The sequence below is a fragment of the Streptomyces sp. NPDC005492 genome (genome assembly GCF_040605995.1).
GTDB lineage: Bacteria > Actinomycetota > Actinomycetes > Streptomycetales > Streptomycetaceae > Streptomyces.
Map to the genome: position 1 here is coordinate 1 of NZ_JBEXDX010000081.1, position 20,760 is coordinate 20,760.

Genomic DNA, 20,760 nt, shown 5'->3' on the forward strand with positions numbered 1-20,760 from the left:
GCCGCCGTATGAACTGCGGCGCGTCGCCAACATCCGTCCGCTGATTGCCGGTTGGCCCCTGGGTCACGGCATCTCCCGACCGCTGGCCGCCGTATGACCTGCGGCGCATCGCCAATATCCGCCCGCTGATTGCCGGTTGGCCCCTGGTCCGCCGGCGCATCTTCCGGTTGGCGGCCACCGCACGGCCCGTGGTGCACCGCCAACATCCGCCCGTCGACTGCCCAAAGGCCCCCGGGCCCACCGCCATCATCCACCCGCTGACCGCCGCATGGCCCAGCCCCTCCACCACCGCACCCGCTGACCGCCGCATGGCCCAGCCCCTCCACCACCGCACCCGCTGACCGCCGCATGGCCCAGCCCCTCCACCGCCGCACCCACTGACCACCGAAAGGAAACCCCCGATGCAGATCGCCATCGTCCTCTTCGACCGCTTCACCGCCCTCGATGCCGTCGGCCCCTACGAAACCCTCGGCCGCCTCCCGGACGCGGAGACCGTCTTCGTCGCCGAGGAGGCCGGTCCTGTCCGCAACGACGGCGGTAACCTGGCTCTCGTCGCCGACCGGACCCTGGCCGATGTTCCCCGCCCCGACATCTTGGTCGTCCCGGGCGGGCCGGGTCAGGCGTCGCAGATGGAGAACGCGGCCCTCCTGGACTGGCTGCGCACCGTCGACGCCACGAGCATCTGGACGACCTCGGTGTGCACCGGGTCGCTGCTGCTGGCTGCCGCCGGACTTCTTGAGGGCCGCCGCGCGACCTCCCACTGGCTGGCCCTGGACCATCTGAAGCAGTTCGGCGCCGAGCCCACGGCGGAGCGGGTGGTGACCGACGGCAAGTACGTCACCGCGGCCGGCGTCTCCTCCGGCATCGACATGGGTCTCACCCTGCTCGGCCGGATCGCGGGCGACGAACACGCCCAGGCGGTGCAGCTGTTGACGGAGTACGACCCACAGCCGCCGTACGACGCCGGCTCCCCTCAGAAGGCGCCCGCGCACCTCGTCGAGGAGATCCGCAGCAGGAGCCGTTTCCTCCTCACGTAGTCCAGGTGAACCGCGGCGCCCGGCGCTCCAGGAACGCGGCGACGCCCTCCGCCGCGTCGCCGCTGCCGCGTGCCTGCTCCGCCCAGTGGCCGTCCCGGTCCGTGCGCCCGTCCGCGAACTCCTTCGCCGCGGCCTGTGTCAACTGCGAGCGGGTGGTCAGCACCCGGGTGAACTCCGTGACCCGCTCGGCGAGTTGGCCCTCGGGCAGCAGCTCGTCGAGGAACCCGGTGCGCAGTGCCCGCTCCCCGTCGATCAACTCGCCCGAGAACAGGAGGTACTTGGCCGTCCCGGGGCCCACCAGCGACACCAAGCGCCGGGTGGAGGACGCCGGATACACGATCCCGAGCTTCGCCGGAGTCACCCCGAACAGCGCCCCCTGCTCGGCGAACCGCAGATCGCAGGCCGCCGCCAACTGCGCGCCGCCGCCCACACAATGACCCCGGACCGCCGCCAGCGTCGGCTTCGGGAACGCCGCGAGCGCCTCCTCCGCGAGCACCGAGAGCCCCTGCGCCTCGCTCGCCGACTCCCGCAGCGTGGAGATGTCGGCCCCGGCGCAGAACGTCCCGCCCTCACCGGTCAGCACGAGCGCCCGTACGGCCGGATCCGCGGCCAGCGAGTCGAGCAGCGGTGGCAGCGCGCGCCACATCGCGGCCGTCATCGCGTTGCGCTTGCCGGGGTGGTGGACGACGACGGTGGCGACCGAGTCGGTCACGTCGTGCAGCAGGCGGGGCTCCATGCGCCGGATGCTACGGACAACCCGAAGGGATCGCGAAGTCGGCACGGTCGGGACAGAAGCGGTCCCGCAGTCCACCCAGTCATGCCGAAACGATCGGAAGACGCCGATAACCGCTGACTTCTGTTCAGGCATCCGGGGCGGAGCGGGCCGATGCCAACACTCGTCGTGTGGTGACAATCGAGCGCGAGGGTGGCGACCGGACGATGGACGACCATGGGCGCGGGTCCGGCCCACGCCCAGAAGGCGGTAGGAACGATCCCCTGGACCCCGCCCCGCCGGATCCGCTGCCGTACGAAGGGGTCTGGCGGTTCACCGCCGCCGCCGTCGACGCCTCGGTCCCGCAGGCGCGGCACGCCGTACGGGACCTGCTGCACCGCCAGGGCGTGCCCCTCTCGGACGACCTGCTCCAGGGGCTGCTGCTGATCGTCTCCGAGCTGGTCACCAACGCGGTCAAGCATGCGGCGCTGCTGTCGCCGACTCTCGCCGTGGAGGTCGCCGTCGGTGCCGAGTGGCTGCGGGTGTCCGTCGAGGACAACCACCCCTACCGCCCGACCGCCCTGGTCGCCGACCACGACGAGACCGGCGGCCGGGGACTGCTCCTGGTGCGCGAGGTGACCCGCGAAGCCGGTGGTGTGTGCGACGTCGAGCACACGGCGAGCGGCGGCAAGGTGATCTGGGCCGCCCTGCCGCTCACCCTCGCGCAGGTGTCGTAGGACCGCTGCTCACCAGCCCGCGGAGGTCCCCGTCAGCTCCCGGACCGCGGGACGGGCCGCGTCCAGCACCGTCATGAACCAGGACGAGAAGGTGTCCTTCGCGTGCCGTTCCGCCAGCTCGGCGGGGGTCACGAACGCGGTCGTGCCCACCTCCTCCGGGTCCGGCCGCAGCGGGGACTGCACCATCCCGACGAAGAGGTGGTTGTACTCCTGCTCCACCAGACCGGAGTCCGGGTCCGGGTGGTTGTAGCGGACCGTGCCCGCCTCGGCGAGCAGCGACGGGGACACCCCCAGCTCCTCGTACGTCCGCCGGGCCGCCGCCGCGAAGGGCGCCTCGCCGGGGTAGGGGTGACCGCAGCAGGTGTTGGACCACACGCCGGGGGAGTGGTACTTGCCGAGCGCCCGCTGCTGGAGCAGCAGCCGACCCTGCTCGTCGAAGAGGAAGACGGAGAAGGCGCGGTGGAGCTGCCCCGGTGGCTGATGCGCGGCGAGCTTCTCCGCGGTGCCGATCGTCACGCCGTTCTCGTCGACCAGTTCGAGCAAGATCGCTTCAGCGGTGCCGTTGGACGAGGTGTTCGTCGCGGTGGCAGGTGTGATCGGCATACCCATCCTTCACATCGGTCTTCAAAGCCAAGTCTGCCGTACGAATTCGGCACTCCCGGCAGTTCATCGTGCCCGGCGCGGCGATGGCGGAACCGCCGGGGGGCCCGGCTGTGGGAGTGAGGGACGCGGGCGCGCACCGGACGGCCGCGTTCCGTCGAATTCGGTCGATATCCGTCAGCGCCGAAGTGCCGGCAGGGACCCTCACGGCAGGCTCAGTGGCAGAGCTTCGCCTCGTGCTCCGCGTGTCCGCCGGGCTCCAGTTGGAAGGTGCAGTGCTCGACGTCGAAGTGGTCGCCGAGGCAGCCCTGGAGTTCGTGCAGCATCTTCTCGTTGCCGATGGTGTTCAGCACGTCCGAGCGGACGACGACGTGCGCGGAGAGCACCGGCATGCCCGAGGTGATCGTCCAGGCGTGCAGATCGTGGATGTCCTCGACCCCGTCGAGGGCCAGGATGTGCGAGCGCACCTCCTGCATGTCGACGTCCTTGGGGGCCGACTCCAGCAGGACGTCCAGGGTTTCGCGCAGCAGTTTCAGCGTGCGCGGCACGATCATCAGGCCGATGGCGAGCGAGGCGATCGGGTCGGCCGCCTGCCAGCCCGTGGTCAGGATCACGACGGCCGCGATGATCACCGCGAGGGAGCCCAGCGCGTCGGCGGCCACCTCGAGGAACGCGCCGCGCACGTTCAGGCTCTCCTTCTGTCCGCGCACCAGCAGCGTGAGGGAGATCATGTTCGCGACCAGGCCGATCAGACCGAACACGATGGTCAGCCCGCCCCGGGTGTCGGCGGGCTCGACGAACCGCTGGATCGCCTCGTACAGGACGTATCCGCCGACGCCGAGCAGCAGCAGGCAGTTGGCGAGCGCGGCGAGGATCTCCGCGCGGGCGTAGCCGAAGGTGCGGTTGCCGGACGCCGGGCGGTTCGCGAAGTGGATCGCGAGCAGCGCCATGCCGAGACCCAGCGCGTCCGTCGCCATGTGGGCCGCGTCCGCGATGAGCGCGAGGGAGTCCGCGAGCAGCCCGCCGACGACCTCGACCACCATCACGGTGAGCGTGATCCCCAGCGCGACCCGCAGCCTGCCCCGGTACGCGGCCGCCGCCGTACCGGTGACGGGAGCGGTGTGCGTGTGCCCGTGGTCGTGCCCTGCCCCCATGGGAGCCGCCCTCCTGATCGCTGTCCGGGACCCCAGTGAACTACGGGTGGGGGGTATCGGGCAACGCGGCACTGAACACCGTTGTCATGTGCCCTGACCTGCACAAACAAATCGCAGGTCAGGGCAGCCTAAGTTCCCGTGGCGCGATGCGTCGGCCAACCCGGCCACGGCGAGCCGACCATCTTCCGCACCCAGCTGGCTCCGTGTCGACAGGAAGGGCGCCTCCGCAATGTCCCGTGATGCCCGCTCTGGCCGGTGCGGTTTGTCGGGCGGGGCCCGAATCCCTGATGATGATCTCGGCGGAGTTGCTGGCAGACCCTGTTGATCAGCCCATGAACGGCCGGTGAACACGGGCTTGAGAGCATCCGATAGCCTCTGCCGACATGCCGCCCGGGTGCCACTCACAGGGCGCCACCACCATGCACATGACCGGCGCCCACGCGTCGGCACCAGGGAGTGAGTTCGGTTGCCGACCGCCATCCTCACCGGTCAGCCGGTCCCCGGATCGTCGATCGAGGGCGATCTGCGGTCGCTCGGCTTCGACGTCCGGACCGCCGCCGACGCCACCGAGGCGGAGACGCTGCTGGCGGCCGTCCCCGGCGACCGACGGGTCGCCGTCGTCGACGCCCGCTTCGTGGGCCACCTGCACGCGCTGCGCCTCGGCCTCACCGACCCCCGCTTCCCGCTCGCCGCGGTAACGGGCGCCGTCACCGCCCAGCCGGCCGGCCGTCAGGCCCTGACTCGCGCGGTCGCCCGCGAGAACTCGGCGAGCGGCGGCACCACCCTCCTCGACAGCCTGGCCGACCGCATCGTCACCGCCCTCGACGCGGACGGCTCCGACGTGCACCGCCCCGAACTGGGCAGCCTCGTCGCCACCGTCCCCGCCGACCCGCAGGCCCGCAACGAGGCGCGGCAGGCCGTCGCCGCCGTGGACGACGAGGCCGTACGTCTGAAGTCGGCCGTGAAGTCCCGCGACGGCTTCTTCACCACCCACTTCATCAGCCCGTACTCGCGCTACCTCGCCCGCTGGTGCGCCCGTCGCGGTCTCACCCCGAACCAGGTCACCACCGCCTCGCTGCTCACCGCGATCATCGCGGCGGGCTGCGCGGCCACCGGGACCCGCGCCGGGTTCGTGGCGGCCGGCGTCCTGCTGATCGCGTCCTTCGTCCTGGACTGCACCGACGGCCAGCTCGCCCGCTACTCCCTCCAGTACTCGACGCTCGGCGCCTGGCTCGACGCCACCTTCGACCGCGCCAAGGAGTACGCCTACTACGCGGGCCTCGCGCTCGGCGCGGCCAAGGGCGGCGACGACGTATGGGCGCTCGCGCTGGGCGCGATGGTCCTGCAGACCTGCCGGCACGTCGTGGACTTCTCCTTCAACGAGGCCAACCACGACGCCACCGCCAACACCAGCCCCACCGCCGCCCTCTCCGACAAGCTCGACAGCGTCGGCTGGACGGTCTGGGTGCGCCGGATGATAGTCCTGCCCATCGGCGAACGATGGGCGATGATCGCCGTCCTCACCGCGGTGACGACCCCGCGGATCACCTTCTACGTCCTCCTCGTCGGCTGCGCCTTCGCGGCGACGTACACGACGGCGGGCCGGGTGCTGCGCTCGCTGACCCGGAAGGCGAGGCGGACGGACCGGGCCGCGCAGGCGCTGGCGGACCTGGCGGACAGCGGGCCGCTCGCCCGGCCGCTGGCCCGCCTCCTGCCCGGCACGTCCAGGATCCCGGCGTTCTTCTGGGCCGTCGCGGGCACCGCGCTGCTGCTCCTCGCCGCCTGGCTCGAGGGACCCGGCCTGCCGCTCGTGCTGTGCGCCGCCGGCTATGTGCTGCTGTCCTCCGAAGCTGTCGCCCGCCCCCTCAAGGGCACCCTCGACTGGCTGATTCCCCCGTTCTTCCGGGCGGCCGAATACTGCACCGTCCTCATCCTCGCGGCTGAAGCGGAGGTGAACGGAGCACTTCCTGCCGCTTTCGGCCTGGTGGCCGCCGTCGCCTACCATCACTACGACACGGTGTACCGCATCCGCGGCAACGCCGGGGCGCCCCCGGCCTGGCTGGTATGCGCCACAGGGGGGCACGAGGGGCGGACGCTGCTCGTCACCGTGCTCGCCGCCGCACTCACCGCGTCGCAGTTCACGGTCGCGCTCACGGCCCTCGCCGTGGCCGTGGCCCTGCTGGTGCTCGTCGAGAGCATCCGCTTCTGGGTGTCCGCAGGGGCCCCCGCCGTACACGATGAAGGAGAACCCGCATGATCGGCCTCGTGCTGGCGGCCGGCGCCGGACGGCGTCTGCGCCCCTACACCGACAGCCTTCCGAAGGCTCTGGTGCCGGTGGGGCCCGCGGGCATAGAGGGCGAACCCACGGTCCTGGACTTGACGCTCGGCAACTTCGCCGAGATCGGTCTGACCGAGGTCGCGATCATCGTCGGCTACCGCAAGGAAGCCGTGTACGAGCGCAAGGCGGCCCTGGAGCAGAAGTACGGCCTCAAGCTCACCCTCATCGACAACGACAAGGCCGAGGAGTGGAACAACGCCTACTCCCTGTGGTGCGGACGTGACGCCCTCAAGGACGGCGTGATCCTCGCCAACGGCGACACCGTCCACCCGGTCTCCGTCGAGCGGACCCTGCTCGCCGCCCGCGGCGACGGCAAGAAGATCATCCTGGCCCTCGACACCGTCAAGTCCCTTGCGGACGAGGAGATGAAGGTCGTCGTCGACCCCGCCAGGGGCATGACGAAGATCACCAAGCTGATGGATCCCGCCGAGGCCACCGGCGAGTACATCGGCGTCACCCTCATCGAGGGCGACGCCATGTCCGAACTGGCCGACGCGCTCAAGACGGTGTGGGAGACCGACCCGCAGCAGTTCTACGAGCACGGCTACCAGGAACTCGTGAACCGCGGCTTCCGGATCGACGTCGCACCGATCGGCGACGTCAAGTGGGTCGAGATCGACAACCACGACGATCTGGCCAAGGGACGGGAGATCGCGTGCCTGTACTGACCCGACTCATCCCCTCGCCCGTCGTCGTGGACATCCGCCCGGGTGCCCTCGACGACCTGGCCTGCGTCCTCGCCGACCAGCGCATCTCGCACTCCGGCCGGCTCGCCGTAGCCGTCAGCGGCGGCTCCGGCGCCAGGCTGCGCGAGCGGCTCGAACCGAGCCTGCCCGGCGCCACCTGGTACGAGGTCGGCGGCGGCACCCTCGACGACGCGATCCGGCTGGCCGGCGACATGAAGGCCGGTCACTACGACGCGGTCGTGGGCCTCGGCGGCGGCAAGATCATCGACTGTGCCAAGTTCGCCGCGGCACGCGTCGGCCTGCCCCTGGTCGCCGTACCGACGAACCTCGCGCACGACGGACTGTGCTCGCCGGTCGCCACCCTCGACAACGACGCGGGCCGCGGCTCCTACGGCGTGCCGAACCCGATCGCCGTCGTCATCGACCTGGACGTCATCCGCGAGGCACCGGTCCGCTTCGTGCGGGCGGGCATCGGGGACGCGATCTCGAACATCTCCGCGATCGCGGACTGGGAGCTGGCGAACCGCGTCAAGGGCGAGCCGATCGACGGGCTGGCCGCGGCCATGGCCCGGCAGGCCGGCGAGGCGGTACTGCGCCACCCGGGCGGGGTCGGCGACAACGCCTTCCTCCAGGTGCTCGCCGAGGCGCTGGTCCTCAGCGGTATCGCCATGTCGGTGTCGGGCGACTCACGCCCCTCCTCCGGCGCCTGCCACGAGATCAACCACGCCTTCGACCTGCTCTTCCCCAAACGCGCCGCCGCCCACGGCGAACAGTGCGGACTGGGCGCGGCCTTCGCGATGTACCTGCGCGGAGCCCACGAGGAATCGGCGTACATGGCCGAGGTGCTGCGCCGGCACGGACTGCCCGTGCTGCCGGAGGAGATCGGCTTCACGGTGGACGAGTTCGTCCGCGCCGTGGAGTTCGCTCCGGAGACCCGCCCCGGCCGCTACACGATCCTCGAACACCTCGACCTGAAAACCGACCAGATCAAGGACATCTACGCCGACTATGTCAAGGCCATCGGTAGCTGAACTCCGTCCCGTCGTCCACCCCGCAGGGGTGAAGGACCGGCGCAGCGGTGAGCACTGGATGGGACGCCTCTACATGCGTGAGGTGTCCCTGCGGGTGGACCGCTACCTGGTGAACACCAGGGTCTCGCCCAACCAGCTCACGTACCTGATGACCGTCTTCGGCGTGCTCGCCGCCCCGGCGCTGCTGGTGCCGGGGATCACGGGCGCCGTGCTCGGCGTGGTGTGCGTCCAGATGTATCTGCTGCTGGACTGCGTCGACGGCGAGATCGCCCGCTGGCGCCAGCAGTTCTCGCTCGGCGGGGTCTACCTCGACCGGGTCGGCGCCTATCTGACCGACGCCGCCGTGCTCGTCGGCTTCGGGCTGCGCGCCGCCGACCTGTGGGGCAGCGGCCGTATCGACTGGCTGTGGGCCTTCCTCGGCACGCTGGCCGCGCTCGGCGCGATCCTGATCAAGGCCGAGACCGACCTGGTCGGCGTCGCCCGGCACCAGACCGGCAAGGCCCCCGTCCAGGAGGCCGCGTCCGAGATGCGCTCCTCCGGGATGGCGCTGGCCCGTCGAGCCGCCGCCGCCTTCAAGTTCCACCGGCTGATCCTCGGCATCGAGGCGTCCCTGCTGATCCTGGTCCTGGCGATCGTGGACCAGGCCCGCGGTGACCTGTTCTTCTCGCGGCTCGGCGTCGCCGTACTGGCCGGCATCGCGCTGCTCCAGACCCTGCTGCACCTGGTGTCGATCCTCGCGTCGAGCAGGCTGAAGTGAGCGGCATGAAGGTCGGCGCGGTGATCATCACCATGGGCAACCGGCCGGACGAACTCAGGGCCCTGCTCGACTCGGTCGCCAAGCAGGACGGCGACCGTGTCGAGGCGGTCGTGGTCGGCAACGGCTCGCCCGTCCCGGACGTCCCCGACGGCGTGCGGACCATGGAGCTGCCCGAGAACCTCGGCATCCCCGGCGGCCGCAACGTCGGTCTTGAGGCCTTCGGGCCCGGTGGTCGCGATGTCGACATAGTGATGTTCCTCGACGACGACGGCCTCCTCGCCCAGCACGACACCGCCGAGCTGTGCCGGCAGGCCTTCGCGGCCGACCCCGAACTCGGCATCATCAGCTTCCGCATCGCCGACCCGGAGACCGGCCTCACCCAGCGCCGCCACGTCCCGCGGCTGCGCGCCTCCGACCCGATGCGCTCCTCCCGGGTCACCACCTTCCTCGGCGGCGCCAACGCCGTGCGCACCAAGGTCTTCGCCGAGGTCGGCGGACTCCCGGACGAGTTCTTCTACGCCCATGAGGAGACCGACCTCGCCTGGCGGGCCCTCGACGCGGGCTGGATGATCGACTACCGGTCCGACATGGTCCTGTACCACCCGACGACCGCCCCCTCCCGGCACGCGGTCTACCACCGCATGGTCGCCCGCAACCGGGTCTGGCTGGCCCGCCGCAACCTCCCCGCACCCCTGGTCCCCGTCTACCTCGGTGTGTGGCTGCTGCTCACCCTCCTGCGCCGCCCCTCGCGCCCGGCCCTTCAGGCCTGGTTCGGTGGGTTCAAGGAGGGCTGGACCACTCCGTGCGGACCGCGCCGGCCCATCAGGTGGCGTACCGTGTGGCGGCTGACCCGGCTGGGCCGGCCCCCCGTGATCTGACAGGTCCGACAGGCGCGGGGCCGCGCGTCCGGCGCGCGGCCGCCGCCCGGAAACCTCTCCGGCGGCGGATGGGTGTCGCGTCCTGTAGCAGAATTCCGTAAGACGAACGCAAGACGATCGTAAGACGCATCCTCAGATGAAGGCTTCCACTCTTGAGTGAGACAACGCATGACGGCGGAATCGCGGTGAGCCCGCGCCCGTCGCCCGACGCAGGCCTCACGGCGGCACAGCTCGCCGCCAAGTACGGGCTGACCGTGAGCGGTGCCCGCCCCGGACTCGCCGAGTACGTCCGGCAGCTCTGGGGACGCCGGCACTTCGTCCTCGCCTTCTCCCAGGCGAAGCTGACGGCCCAGTACAGCCAGGCGAAGCTCGGCCAGCTCTGGCAGGTGGCCACACCGCTGCTGAACGCGGGCGTGTACTTCTTCATCTTCGGCGTCATCCTGAAGGCCAGCCGGGGCATGTCCCGGGACGTGTACATCCCGTTCCTGGTGACGGGCGTGTTCGTGTTCACCTTCACGCAGAGCTCGGTCATGGCGGGCGTGCGCGCGATCTCCGGCAACCTCGGGCTGGTGCGGGCGCTGCACTTCCCGCGCGCCTCGCTGCCGATCTCCTTCGCGCTCCAGCAGCTCCAGCAACTGCTGTTCTCGATGATCGTGCTGTTCGTCATCGTCATCGGCTTCGGCAGCTACCCCAGCCTGTCCTGGCTGCTGATCCTCCCGGTCCTGCTGCTGCAGTTCCTCTTCAACACCGGGCTCGCGCTGATCGTGGCGCGGATGGGCGCCAAGACGCCGGACCTGGCCCAGTTGATGCCGTTCATCCTGCGCACCTGGATGTACACGTCGGGCGTCATGTTCTCCATCAGCGGCATTCTGGCGGGCCGCTCCGAGGTGTTCATCCGCGTGCTCCAGGTGAACCCGGCCGCGATCTACATGGACCTGATGCGCTTCGCGCTCATCGACGGCTACGGCTCCTCGAACCTGCCGCCGCACGTCTGGGCCATCGCCGTCTTCTGGGCCGTGGTCCTGTTCGCCGGCGGCTTCGTGTACTTCTGGCAGGCGGAAGAGAGGTACGGCCGTGGCTGAGCAGAACCCTGGACAGACCCCCGAGGACCAGATCCCCACCGTCGTCGCGGACGAGCTGCACATCGTCTACCGGGTGCACGGCGCCAAGACCGGCAAGGGCAGCGCCACCTCCGCCCTCAGCCGCATAGTCAAACGCGGCGAGGAGCGAGGGGTGCGCAAGGTGCACGCCGTCAAGGGCGTCTCGTTCGTCGCCTACCGCGGCGAGGCTGTCGGTCTGATCGGCTCCAACGGCTCCGGCAAGTCGACCCTGTTGCGGGCCATCGCCGGTCTGCTCCCGGCCGAGAGGGGCAGGGTCTACACCAACGGCCAGCCCTCGCTGCTGGGCGTGAACGCGGCCCTGATGAACGACCTCACCGGCGAGCGGAACGTCATCCTGGGCGGGCTCGCCATGGGCATGAGCCGCGAGCAGGTCAGGGAGCGCTACCAGGAGATCGTCGACTTCTCCGGGATCAACGAGAAGGGCGACTTCATCACCCTCCCGATGCGCACCTACTCCTCGGGCATGGCGGCCCGGCTGCGCTTCTCCATCGCCGCCGCCAAGGACCACGACGTCCTGATGATCGACGAGGCGCTGGCCACCGGCGACCGCAAGTTCCAGGTCCGCTCCGAGGAGCGCATCCGCGAACTGCGCAAGTCCGCGGGCACGGTGTTTCTGGTCAGCCACAACAACAAGTCGATCCGCGACACCTGCGACCGGGTGCTGTGGCTGGAACGCGGCGAGCTGCGGATGGACGGCCCGACCGACGAGGTGCTCAAGGAGTACGAGAAGTTCACGGGCAAGTAGTCCACTCCCACACGGGTACAAAAGCCCAGAATGCTTCTCAGGGCCCCGCCGGAACTGCTCCGGCGGGGCCCCGCGTCTGCAAAGGAAACGTCAACTCGGCCCGGCCCAAGGAATCTTGACGCCAATCGGTGTGTTGTTGTGATGTGCAGGACACCCCGAGGAAGCTCGCTGCGTTGTACAACGTAAGCTGTACCGGTGCCGAATAGCGGCAAGTGGGGCGATAATGCGCGACACCCTAATCCGGGTAACCGTGCGGACGACTGGGCGGCGTGTCCGAAATAGTGTGTATTGGGTCGGCAGTGTAGAACGGGAGATGTGACGGCAATGGCTACGGAAACTCCCCAGCTCACCGAAGCATGCGCCGTCCCCGCCCCTGGCAGCGAGCGGTGACGGGAAGCGGCGCCGCCGCCTCCGGTGATCCGGAGCGCGGCACACTCGACAAGGCCGCGGGTGAGAACTTCCCCGTGGCGCCGTTCTTCCTGCCCAGGGCCTGGCGCACCGACCTCATGGCGGTCTACGGCTTCGCCCGCCTCGTCGACGACATCGGCGACGGCGACCTGGCCCCCGGCGGCGCCGACGCCGGGCTGCTCGGCGTGTCTCCCACGGACGCCGAGGACCGCCTCGTCCTCCTCGACGCCTTCGAGGCCGATCTGCGCCGCGTCTTCGACGGCACCCCGGGCCACCCGCTGCTGCGCCGCCTCCAGCCGACCGTCCGCCGCCGCGCGCTGACCCCCGAGCCCTTCCTCGCCCTGATCGCCGCCAACCGCCAGGACCAGCTCGTCACGCGCTACGAGTCCTACGACGATCTCCTCGCCTACTGCGAACTCTCCGCCAACCCGGTCGGCCGCCTCGTCCTCGGAGTCACCGGCACCGAGACCCCCGAGCGGGTCCGGCTCTCCGACGCGATCTGCACCGCACTTCAGATCGTCGAACACCTGCAGGACGTGACCGAGGATTTCGGCCGCGACCGCATCTACCTGCCCGCCCAGGACATGAAGCGCTTTCACGTCCAGGAAGCGGATCTCGCCACGCCCTCCGCGGGCGCATCGGTGCGCGCACTGGTCGCATACGAAGCAGAACGCGCCCGCGATCTCCTGAATGAAGGCGCCCCCTTGGTGGGTAGCGTCCACGGCAGACTGAAGCTGCTGCTCGCGGGATTCGTGGCGGGGGGAAGGGCGGCGATCCGCGCGATCGCCGCCGCCGAATACGACGTACTTCCCGGCCCACCCAAACCCGGCAGGCTCCAGTTGCTGCGTGAGGTGGGCGTGACTCTGCGAGGAGAGGGGTGATCCGGACCGTGGAGTCTGCACCGCACATGTCCGCGCCGGTACTCGCCGCCTACAGCTACTGCGAGGCCGTCACCGGACAGCAGGCACGCAACTTCGCGTACGGCATCAGACTGCTGCCGACGCCCAAGCGCCGTGCCATGTCCGCGCTGTACGCGTTCTCCCGGCGTGTCGACGACATCGGCGACGGCACGCTGGCGACCGACGTCAAATCGGCGCGGCTGGAGGACACCCGGGCGCTGCTCACCCGGGTCCGCGAGGGCAAGGTGGAGGAGGACGACACCGACCCGGTCGCGGTCGCCCTCGCGCACGCGGCCGAGGCCTTCCCGATCCCGCTCGGCGGCCTGGACGAGCTGATCGACGGCGTCCTGATGGACGTCCAGGGCGAGACCTACGAGACCTGGGACGATCTGAAGGTCTACTGCCGGTGTGTCGCGGGCGCCATCGGGCGGCTCTCGCTCGGCGTGTTCGGCACCGAGGCGGGCGCGCGGGGTGCCGAGCGCGCCCCGGAGTACGCCGACACCCTGGGTCTCGCGCTCCAGCTCACCAACATCCTGAGAGACGTCCGCGAGGACGCCGAGGGCGGCCGTACCTATCTGCCCGCCGACGACCTCGCGAAATTCGGGTGCTCGGCCGGGTTCGACGGGCCGACCCCGCCGGAGGGCTCCGACTTCGCGGGTCTCGTGCACTTCGAAGTGCGCCGGGCCCGCACCCTTTTCGCCGAGGGCTACCGCCTGCTCCCCATGCTCGACCGCCGCAGCGGCGCCTGTGTCGCCGCCATGGCCGGCATCTACCGCCGCCTCCTCGACCGCATCGAGCGCGAGCCGGAGGCCGTGCTGCGCGGCCGGGTCTCGCTCCCCGGACGCGAGAAGGCCTACGTCGCGGTGCGCGGCCTGTCCGGCCTGGACACCCGGCACGTCACGCGACGCACCCTCAGGAGGCGCGCCTGATGGACAAAGTGGGCCAAGGTGATGTCACCGGAGAAATGCGGCACGCAACCCTCCGGTGCGAAGCGGCGTCCCTGACTGCGACGACCTGCCGTGGCCGGATCCGGCGCCACCGCGGGCACGCGAGGGGGAGTGCGCGATGAGCGACGGGACGCGGTCCGACGGGCCGCCCTCCGGCAAACCGACGGGAGGGGCCGGACGGCATGCCGTCGTGATCGGCGGCGGGCTCGCCGGCATCACCACCGCGCTCGCGCTCGCCGACGCCGGAGTCCGCGTCACCCTCCTCGAAGGCCGCCCGCGGCTGGGCGGACTCGCCTTCTCCTTCCAGCGCGGCGACCTCACCGTCGACAACGGACAGCATGTGTATCTGCGCTGCTGCACCGCCTACCGCTGGTTCCTCGACCGCATCGAGGGCGCGGCGCTGGCACCGCTGCAGGATCGTCTCGACGTGCCCGTGCTCGACGTGAACCGCCCCGAGGGACGCAGACTCGGCAGACTGCGGCGCGACCCGCTGCCCGTGCCCCTGCATCTGGGACGCAGCCTCGCGACCTACCCGCATCTCTCGCTCGCCGAGCGCGCCAAGGTCGGACGTGCCGCGCTCGCGCTCAAGGCGCTCGACCTCGCCGATCCGGCCCTGGACGCCCAGGACTTCGGCACCTGGCTGGCCGCGCACGGCCAGTCGCCGCGTGCCGTCGAGGCACTGTGGGACCTGGTGGGGGTCGCCACCCTCAACGCGGTCGCGGGCGATTCCTCGCTGGCGCTGGCCGCGATGGTGTTCAAGACCGGTCTGCTCTCCGACCCGGGCGCGGCCGACATCGGCTGGGCCCATGTCCCGCTGGGCGAACTGCACGACCGGCTCGCCCGCAAGGCGCTCGACTCATCGGGCGTGCGTACCGAAGTCCGTACACGCGTCACCTCCGTCTCCACTGACGAAAACGGGCGTTGGAGCGTTCAGGTTCCCGGCGAAACCCTTCAGGCCGACGCCGTCGTCCTCGCCGTACCCCAGCGCGAGGCCCACGATCTGCTGCCCGGCGGCGCGCTGGACGCCCCCGAGCGGCTGCTCGCCATCGACACCGCGCCGATCCTCAACGTGCATGTCGTCTACGACCGCAAGGTGCTCGCCCGGCCCTTCTTCGCGGCGCTGGGCACCCCCGTGCAGTGGGTGTTCGACCGGACCGACGCCTCCGGGCTGAAGGGCGGCCAGTATCTGGCGATGTCCCAGTCCGCGGCGCACGACGAGATCGACGAGACCGTGGCCGTACTGCGCGAGCGCTATCTTCCCGAGCTGGAGCGGCTGTTGCCCGGTGCGCGCGGCGCCGAGGTGAAGGACTTCTTCGTGACCAGGGAGCGCACGGCGACGTTCGCTCCCGCCCCCGGCGTCGGACGGCTGCGGCCCGGCGCCCGCACCAAGGCCCCCGGCCTGTACCTGGCCGGAGCGTGGACCGCCACAGGATGGCCCGCGACCATGGAGAGTGCGGTCCGCAGCGGGGTGAGCGCGGCGGACGCCGCACTCGCCGCCCTGGGCCGGCCCCGCCCCCGACAGCTCTTCGAGTTCGAGGAGGCGGCCTGATGCTCGATCAGCACGCGGCAGGCCCCCGCACCCCCGGTAGCGCGACAAGAGGAGAGACTGTGCCCACTGTGCCCCCGGCCGAGACGGCCGCTGCGAGGACCGCGGTGGATGTGTCCGCGCTCCTGGAGCGCGGCCGGACCCTTGCCACACCGGTACTGCGCGCGGCCGTGGACCGGCTGGCACCCCCCATGGACACTGTCTCCGCCTACCACTTCGGCTGGATCGACGCCGAGGGCAACCCGGCCGACGGCGACGGCGGCAAGGCCGTACGCCCCGCGCTCGCCGTGCTCTCCGCCGAGGTCACCGGTGCCACGCCCGAGACCGGTATCCCCGGCGCCGTCGCCGTCGAACTGGTCCACAACTTCTCGCTGCTGCACGACGACCTGATGGACGGCGACGAGCAACGGCGCCACCGCGACACCGTCTGGAAGGTGCACGGCCCCTCCCAGGCCATCCTCGTGGGCGACGCCCTGTTCGCGCTCGCCAACGAGGTCCTGCTGGAGCTCGGCACCGTCGAGGCCGGCCGCGCCACCCGCCGTCTCACCACCGCGACCCGCGCCCTCATCGACGGCCAGGCGCAGGACATCTCCTACGAGCACCGCGACCGCGTCAGCGTCGAGGAGTGCCTGGAGATGGAGGGCAACAAGACCGGGGCCCTGCTCGCCTGCGCCTCCTCCATCGGGGCCGTGCTCGGCGGCGCGGACGACCGCACCGCCGACATCCTGGAGAAGTACGGCTACCACCTCGGCCTGGCCTTCCAGGCCGTCGACGACCTCCTCGGCATCTGGGGCGACCCGGAGTCCACCGGGAAGCAGACCTGGAGCGATCTGCGCCAGCGCAAGAAGTCCCTGCCCGTGGTGGCGGCGCTCGCGGCGGGCGGAGCCGCCTCCGAGCGGCTCGGCGAGATGCTCGCCGCCGACGCCAAGAGCAGCGACTTCGAGAACTTCTCCGAGAAGGAGTTCGCCGCCCGCGCCGCGCTGATCGAGGAGGCCGGCGGCCGCGAGTGGACCGCCGAAGAGGCACGCCGTCAGCACACCATCGCCATCGAGGCCCTCGACGCCATCGACATGCCCGACCGGGTTCGGGCCCAGTTCACGGCGCTCGCCGACTTCGTCGTCGTACGAAAGAGATGATCACTATCGGTCGAATAGCCCTCGCGTAGTCGCCGGCCGGTGCTGCGGAGATACGAGCACCGGCCGACGGCGGACCCACAGCAGAGACATGCCACTGCACGAAGGGGAAGCCATGACAGCGACGACCGACGGAAGCACCGGGGCCATGCCTCCCCGCGCTGCCGCGGCCAGCGAAACCGACATCAACACCCCCGTGGCGGCCGGGGTGCACGACGCCGCCGCACTCGCCGTACAACGCGCCACCGACTTCCTGCTCTCCCGGCAGGACGCCCAGGGCTGGTGGAAGGGCGACCTCGAGACGAACGTCACGATGGACGCCGAGGATCTGCTGCTCCGTCAGTTCCTGGGCATCCGCGACGAGTCGACGACCCACGCCGCCGCACTCTTCATCCGCGGCGAGCAGCGCGAGGACGGCACCTGGGCCAGCTTCTACGGCGGGCCCGGCGATCTCTCCACCACCATCGAGGCGTACGTCGCCCTCCGGCTGGCCGGTGACGCGCCAAACGCCCCGCACATGGCGAAGGCGTCCGCCTGGGTCCGCGAGCGGGGCGGTATCGCCGCCGCCCGCGTCTTCACCCGGATCTGGCTCGCCCTGTTCGGCTGGTGGAAATGGGACGACCTGCCCGAACTCCCGCCGGAACTCATCTACTTCCCCACCTGGGTACCGCTCAACATCTACGACTTCGGATGCTGGGCCCGGCAGACCATCGTGCCGCTCACCGTCGTCTCCGCGAAGCGGCCGGTACGGCCCGCGCCCTTCCCGCTCGACGAGCTCCACACCGACCCGGACAACCCGAACCCGGTCAAGCCGCTCGCCCCGGTGGCGAGTTGGGACGGCGCCTTCCAGCGGCTCGACAAGGCGCTGCACCTCTACCGCAAGGTCGCCCCGCGCAAACTGCGCAGATCGGCGATGAACACGGCCGCGCGCTGGATCATCGAGCGGCAGGAGAACGACGGCTGCTGGGGCGGCATCCAGCCGCCGGCCGTGTACTCGGTGATCGCCCTGCACCTGCTGGGCTACGACCTCGAACACCCCGTGATGCGCGCGGGGTTGGAGTCACTGGACCGATTCGCGGTCTGGCGCGAGGACGGGGCCCGGATGATCGAGGCCTGCCAGTCCCCGGTGTGGGACACCTGCCTCGCGACCATCGCGCTCGCCGACGCCGGCGTGCCCGCCGACCACCCCCAACTGGTCAAGGCCGCCGACTGGATGCTCGGAGAGGAGATCGTCCGCCCCGGCGACTGGGCGGTCAAACGGCCCCAACTGCCGCCCGGCGGCTGGGCGTTCGAGTTCCACAACGACAACTACCCCGACATCGACGACACCGCCGAGGTGGCCCTCGCGCTGCGCCGCGTCCGCCATCACGACCCCGAGCGGGTCGACCGGTCCATCGGACGCGCGGTCCGCTGGAACCTCGGAATGCAGTCGAAGAACGGCGGTTGGGGCGCCTTCGACGTCGACAACACCAGCCCGTTCCCCAACCGGCTGCCGTTCTGCGACTTCGGCGAGGTCATCGACCCGCCGTCGGCGGACGTCACCGCGCACGTCGTCGAGATGCTCGCCGTCGAGGGCCTCGCCCACGACCCGCGCACCCGGCGCGGCATCGAGTGGCTGCTGGCCGAACAGGAGCCGGACGGCTCGTGGTTCGGGCGCTGGGGCGTCAACTACGTCTACGGCACAGGGTCCGTGGTGCCCGCCCTCGCCGCGGCCGGCCTCCCCGGCTCGCATCCGGCGATCCGGCGCGCGGTGACCTGGCTGGAGACCGTGCAGAACGACGACGGCGGCTGGGGCGAGGACCTGCGCTCCTACAAGTACGCCAAGGAGTGGAGCGGCCGGGGCGCCTCGACCGCCTCGCAGACGGCCTGGGCGCTGATGGCCCTGCTCGCGGCGGGGGAGCGGGACTCCAAGGCCGTCGAGCGCGGCATCGAATGGCTCGCGACGACCCAGCGGGAGGACGGCTCCTGGGACGAGCCCTACTTCACCGGCACCGGCTTCCCGTGGGACTTCTCCATCAACTACCACCTCTACCGGCAGGTGTTCCCGCTCACCGCGCTCGGGCGCTATGTGCACGGAGAACCGTTCAGCCAGACCCCGCTCTCCCCGACCCCGATCTCGCAGGCCAAGGGGGGCGGATGAGCACACAGCCCGCCGCTCCGCCGCTGCTGATCGCCTGCGCGCTCGGCATCGAGCACCTCGCCCTGCGCGCAGGCGACCGCTCCGGCGCCGACGGGCCGGTCACCGTCCTGCGGACGGGCATGGGGCCCGGGGCGGCCGATCGGGCCGTCACCCGGCGTCTCGCCGATCCGGCGCTGTCCGGGGCCGCCGTACTGGCCACGGGCTTCTGCGCCGGACTCGCCCCCGGTATGCACCCCGGCGACCTGGTGGTCGCCGAGGAGACCCGGGACCCGCGCGGAACCGTTCCGTGCGTCGGCACCGAGCTGCTCGTCAAGGAACTCGTGCGGGCCCTGCCCGGAAGCACCGTCCACACCGGCCCCCTGGCCGGTTCCGATCATGTCGTCCGCGGACAGGAACGGTCGGATCTGCTCGCGACCGGCGCAATCGCGGTCGACATGGAATCTGCGGCCACGCTGCTGAGCGCCGTGCGTACGGGCGTGCGCCCGGTTGCGGCCGTACGGGTGGTCGTGGACGCTCCTGAACATGAACTCGTCCGGATCGGCACGGTCCGCGGTGGAATATCGGCTTTCCGCGTTCTTCGATCCGTTCTTCCCGCTTTTGTCGAATGGCACCGTTCTTTGCTGCTCCCCCGGAGGTGAGCCAGATGGCCATGCCGCTGCGCCAGTCCATCAAGGTCGCTACTTATTTGGTTGAACAGAAGCTCCGCAAGCGGGACAAGTTTCCGCTGATTGTCGAGCTCGAACCCCTCTACGCGTGCAACCTGGCGTGCGAGGGCTGCGGCAAGATCCAGCACCCGGCCGGAGTGCTCAAGCAGCGCATGCCCGTGGCCCAGGCCGTCGGGGCAGTGCTCGAATCCGGTGCGCCGATGGTCTCCATCGCGGGTGGCGAGCCGCTGATGCACCCCAAGATCGACGAGATCGTGCGGCAGTTGGTGGCCAAGAAGAAATACGTCTTCCTGTGCACCAACGCCATGCTGCTGCGCAAGAAGATGGACAAGTTCACGCCCTCGCCGTATTTCGCCTTCGCGGTGCACATCGACGGGCTGCGCGAGCGGCACGACGAGTCCGTGGCGAAGGAGGGTGTGTTCGACGAGGCGGTGGCGGCCATTAAGGAGGCCAAGAAGCGCGGCTTCCGGGTGACCACCAACTCGACCTTCTTCAACACCGACACCCCGCAGACCATCATCGAGGTGCTCAACTTCCTCAACGACGACCTGAAGGTCGACGAGATGATGATCTCGCCCGCCTACGCCTACGAGAAGGCCCCCGACCAGGAGCACTTCCTGGGCGTGGAGCAGACGCGTGAGCTGTTCAAGAAGGCCTTCGGGGGCGGCAACCGCAGCCGCTGGCGGCTCAACCACTCCCCGCTTTTCCTGGACTTCCTGGAGGGCAAGGTCGACTTCCCGTGCACGGCGTGGGCGATCCCGAACTACTCGCTCTTCGGCTGGCAGCGCCCCTGCTACCTGATGAGCGACGGGTACGTCACGACGTACCGGGAACTGATCGAGGACACCGACTGGGACAAGTACGGCCGCGGCAAGGACCCGCGCTGCGCCAACTGCATGGCGCACTGCGGCTACGAGCCCACCGCCGTCCTCGCCACCATGGGCTCCCTCAAGGAGTCCCTGCGGGCCATGCGCGAGACCGTCGCCGGAAACCGCGACTGACGCCGTGACCGCCGTTTCCCTCGGCGTCCCCGAGATGCCGGTCCGGCCGATCGCCGAGCGACGTGTGTCGCGACGCATCCAGGTCGGGCCGGTACCGGTCGGGGGCGGTGCGCCCGTCTCGGTCCAGTCGATGACGACGACCCGTACGTCGGACATCGGCGCCACCCTCCAGCAGATCGCCGAACTCACCGCGTCCGGCTGCCAGATCGTCCGCGTCGCCTGCCC

Annotated in this window: 21 protein-coding genes; 18 read left to right on the top strand and 3 right to left on the bottom strand. The window is 70.5% G+C overall.

The features are described from left to right. Positions 1 to 401 precede the first annotated feature (401 nt). Positions 402 to 1,037 carry a DJ-1/PfpI family protein gene (locus ABZT04_RS44425; protein ID WP_356065981.1) on the top strand — a complete coding sequence of 212 codons (636 nt, stop codon included), beginning with the start codon at positions 402 to 404 and terminating at the stop codon, positions 1,035 to 1,037. Here ABZT04_RS44425 and ABZT04_RS44430 read toward each other — a convergent pair. After that, entirely contained in the window at positions 1,030 to 1,773 is a 744-nt protein-coding gene (locus ABZT04_RS44430; protein WP_356065983.1) for an enoyl-CoA hydratase/isomerase family protein, read from the bottom strand. The genes ABZT04_RS44425 and ABZT04_RS44430 overlap by 8 nt on opposite strands. Before the next feature lie 203 nt (positions 1,774 to 1,976). Here ABZT04_RS44430 and ABZT04_RS44435 point away from each other — a divergent pair, with 203 nt between their 5' ends. Next, positions 1,977 to 2,486, top strand: a complete 510-nt coding sequence (locus ABZT04_RS44435) for an ATP-binding protein (RefSeq protein WP_356066032.1) — start codon at positions 1,977 to 1,979, stop codon at positions 2,484 to 2,486. 9 nt (positions 2,487 to 2,495) lie between these two features. Here ABZT04_RS44435 and idi read toward each other — a convergent pair whose 3' ends face one another. Then, positions 2,496 to 3,089 carry an isopentenyl-diphosphate Delta-isomerase gene (gene idi, locus ABZT04_RS44440; RefSeq protein ID WP_356065986.1) on the bottom strand — a complete coding sequence of 198 codons (594 nt, stop codon included), beginning with the start codon at positions 3,087 to 3,089 and terminating at the stop codon, positions 2,496 to 2,498. A 212-nt stretch (positions 3,090 to 3,301) separates the two neighbouring features. Then, a complete protein-coding gene (locus ABZT04_RS44445) occupies positions 3,302 to 4,240 on the bottom strand; it encodes a cation diffusion facilitator family transporter (protein ID WP_356065988.1) in 939 nt (312 codons plus the stop codon). 466 nt (positions 4,241 to 4,706) lie between these two features. On the opposite strand from ABZT04_RS44445, the gene ABZT04_RS44450 reads away from it, so the two are divergent. The 16 genes from ABZT04_RS44450 to ABZT04_RS44525 all read left to right on the top strand — a co-directional run. After that, on the top strand, positions 4,707 to 6,497 hold the full coding sequence (locus ABZT04_RS44450; protein WP_356065990.1) for a DUF5941 domain-containing protein: 1,791 nt from the start codon (positions 4,707 to 4,709) through the stop codon (positions 6,495 to 6,497). Further along, positions 6,494 to 7,246: a phosphocholine cytidylyltransferase family protein gene (locus tag ABZT04_RS44455; protein WP_356065993.1), complete on the top strand. Its 753-nt coding sequence runs from the start codon at positions 6,494 to 6,496 to the stop codon at positions 7,244 to 7,246. The genes ABZT04_RS44450 and ABZT04_RS44455 overlap by 4 nt, the downstream gene beginning before the upstream one ends. Continuing rightward, entirely contained in the window at positions 7,234 to 8,295 is a 1,062-nt protein-coding gene (locus ABZT04_RS44460) for an iron-containing alcohol dehydrogenase family protein (RefSeq protein WP_356065996.1), read from the top strand. Before ABZT04_RS44455 ends, ABZT04_RS44460 begins: the two co-directional genes overlap by 13 nt. Beyond that, the gene (locus ABZT04_RS44465) at positions 8,273 to 9,052 is read left to right on the top strand and encodes a CDP-alcohol phosphatidyltransferase family protein (protein WP_356065999.1); all 780 of its coding nucleotides are present in this window, start codon (positions 8,273 to 8,275) and stop codon (positions 9,050 to 9,052) included. The genes ABZT04_RS44460 and ABZT04_RS44465 overlap by 23 nt, the downstream gene beginning before the upstream one ends. Positions 9,053 to 9,057: 5 nt before the next feature. Further along, positions 9,058 to 9,930, top strand: a complete 873-nt coding sequence (locus ABZT04_RS44470) for a glycosyltransferase family 2 protein (RefSeq protein WP_356066035.1) — start codon at positions 9,058 to 9,060, stop codon at positions 9,928 to 9,930. Positions 9,931 to 10,082: 152 nt separating this feature from the next. Further along, a complete protein-coding gene (locus ABZT04_RS44475; RefSeq protein WP_356066002.1) occupies positions 10,083 to 11,012 on the top strand; it encodes an ABC transporter permease in 930 nt (309 codons plus the stop codon). Beyond that, a complete protein-coding gene (locus ABZT04_RS44480) occupies positions 11,005 to 11,796 on the top strand; it encodes an ABC transporter ATP-binding protein (RefSeq protein ID WP_356066005.1) in 792 nt (263 codons plus the stop codon). The genes ABZT04_RS44475 and ABZT04_RS44480 overlap by 8 nt, the downstream gene beginning before the upstream one ends. A 356-nt stretch (positions 11,797 to 12,152) precedes the next feature. Further along, positions 12,153 to 13,085, top strand: coding sequence for a squalene synthase HpnC (hpnC, locus tag ABZT04_RS44485; protein WP_356066008.1), 933 nt, complete (start codon positions 12,153 to 12,155; stop codon positions 13,083 to 13,085). Further along, the gene (gene hpnD, locus ABZT04_RS44490) at positions 13,082 to 14,032 is read left to right on the top strand and encodes a presqualene diphosphate synthase HpnD (RefSeq protein WP_356066010.1); all 951 of its coding nucleotides are present in this window, start codon (positions 13,082 to 13,084) and stop codon (positions 14,030 to 14,032) included. The genes hpnC and hpnD overlap by 4 nt, the downstream gene beginning before the upstream one ends. A 35-nt stretch (positions 14,033 to 14,067) precedes the next feature. Further along, positions 14,068 to 14,172 carry a DUF6380 family protein gene (locus ABZT04_RS44495; RefSeq protein WP_356066013.1) on the top strand — a complete coding sequence of 35 codons (105 nt, stop codon included), beginning with the start codon at positions 14,068 to 14,070 and terminating at the stop codon, positions 14,170 to 14,172. Next, on the top strand, positions 14,169 to 15,599 hold the full coding sequence (hpnE, locus tag ABZT04_RS44500; protein WP_356066015.1) for a hydroxysqualene dehydroxylase HpnE: 1,431 nt from the start codon (positions 14,169 to 14,171) through the stop codon (positions 15,597 to 15,599). The genes ABZT04_RS44495 and hpnE overlap by 4 nt, the downstream gene beginning before the upstream one ends. Continuing rightward, entirely contained in the window at positions 15,599 to 16,732 is a 1,134-nt protein-coding gene (locus ABZT04_RS44505; protein WP_356066018.1) for a polyprenyl synthetase family protein, read from the top strand. The genes hpnE and ABZT04_RS44505 overlap by 1 nt, the downstream gene beginning before the upstream one ends. A 112-nt stretch (positions 16,733 to 16,844) precedes the next feature. Then, positions 16,845 to 18,869 (top strand): squalene--hopene cyclase, encoded by a 2,025-nt coding sequence (gene shc, locus ABZT04_RS44510; protein WP_356066021.1) that lies wholly within the window; start codon positions 16,845 to 16,847, stop codon positions 18,867 to 18,869. Then, the gene (locus ABZT04_RS44515) at positions 18,866 to 19,507 is read left to right on the top strand and encodes a 1-hydroxy-2-methyl-2-butenyl 4-diphosphate reductase (protein ID WP_356066024.1); all 642 of its coding nucleotides are present in this window, start codon (positions 18,866 to 18,868) and stop codon (positions 19,505 to 19,507) included. Before shc ends, ABZT04_RS44515 begins: the two co-directional genes overlap by 4 nt. A gap of 5 nt (positions 19,508 to 19,512) precedes the next feature. Next, positions 19,513 to 20,535 (top strand): adenosyl-hopene transferase HpnH, encoded by a 1,023-nt coding sequence (hpnH, locus tag ABZT04_RS44520; RefSeq protein ID WP_356066027.1) that lies wholly within the window; start codon positions 19,513 to 19,515, stop codon positions 20,533 to 20,535. Positions 20,536 to 20,539: 4 nt separating this feature from the next. Then, a partial coding sequence (locus ABZT04_RS44525) for a flavodoxin-dependent (E)-4-hydroxy-3-methylbut-2-enyl-diphosphate synthase (RefSeq protein ID WP_356066030.1) occupies positions 20,540 to 20,760 on the top strand: 221 nt, incomplete at its 3' end.

Bases quoted from the DNA above. Each gene is read 5' to 3' on its own strand.
- ABZT04_RS44435 (WP_356066032.1), top strand. From the start codon at position 1,977: ATGGACGACCATGGGCGCGGGTCCGGCCCACGCCCAGAAGGCGGTAGG.
- hpnH (WP_356066027.1), top strand. From the start codon at position 19,513: ATGGCCATGCCGCTGCGCCAGTCCATCAAGGTCGCTACTTATTTGGTT.
- hpnC (WP_356066008.1), top strand. From the start codon at position 12,153: ATGCGCCGTCCCCGCCCCTGGCAGCGAGCGGTGACGGGAAGCGGCGCC.
- hpnE (WP_356066015.1), top strand. From the start codon at position 14,169: ATGAGCGACGGGACGCGGTCCGACGGGCCGCCCTCCGGCAAACCGACG.
- shc (WP_356066021.1), top strand. From the start codon at position 16,845: ATGACAGCGACGACCGACGGAAGCACCGGGGCCATGCCTCCCCGCGCT.
- idi (WP_356065986.1), bottom strand. From the start codon at position 3,089: ATGCCGATCACACCTGCCACCGCGACGAACACCTCGTCCAACGGCACC.
- ABZT04_RS44470 (WP_356066035.1), top strand. From the start codon at position 9,058: ATGAAGGTCGGCGCGGTGATCATCACCATGGGCAACCGGCCGGACGAA.
- ABZT04_RS44465 (WP_356065999.1), top strand. From the start codon at position 8,273: ATGTCAAGGCCATCGGTAGCTGAACTCCGTCCCGTCGTCCACCCCGCA.
- ABZT04_RS44505 (WP_356066018.1), top strand. From the start codon at position 15,599: ATGCTCGATCAGCACGCGGCAGGCCCCCGCACCCCCGGTAGCGCGACA.
- ABZT04_RS44455 (WP_356065993.1), top strand. From the start codon at position 6,494: ATGATCGGCCTCGTGCTGGCGGCCGGCGCCGGACGGCGTCTGCGCCCC.
- ABZT04_RS44445 (WP_356065988.1), bottom strand. From the start codon at position 4,240: ATGGGGGCAGGGCACGACCACGGGCACACGCACACCGCTCCCGTCACC.
- ABZT04_RS44430 (WP_356065983.1), bottom strand. From the start codon at position 1,773: ATGGAGCCCCGCCTGCTGCACGACGTGACCGACTCGGTCGCCACCGTC.
- ABZT04_RS44425 (WP_356065981.1), top strand. From the start codon at position 402: ATGCAGATCGCCATCGTCCTCTTCGACCGCTTCACCGCCCTCGATGCC.
- ABZT04_RS44515 (WP_356066024.1), top strand. From the start codon at position 18,866: ATGAGCACACAGCCCGCCGCTCCGCCGCTGCTGATCGCCTGCGCGCTC.
- ABZT04_RS44495 (WP_356066013.1), top strand. From the start codon at position 14,068: ATGCGGCACGCAACCCTCCGGTGCGAAGCGGCGTCCCTGACTGCGACG.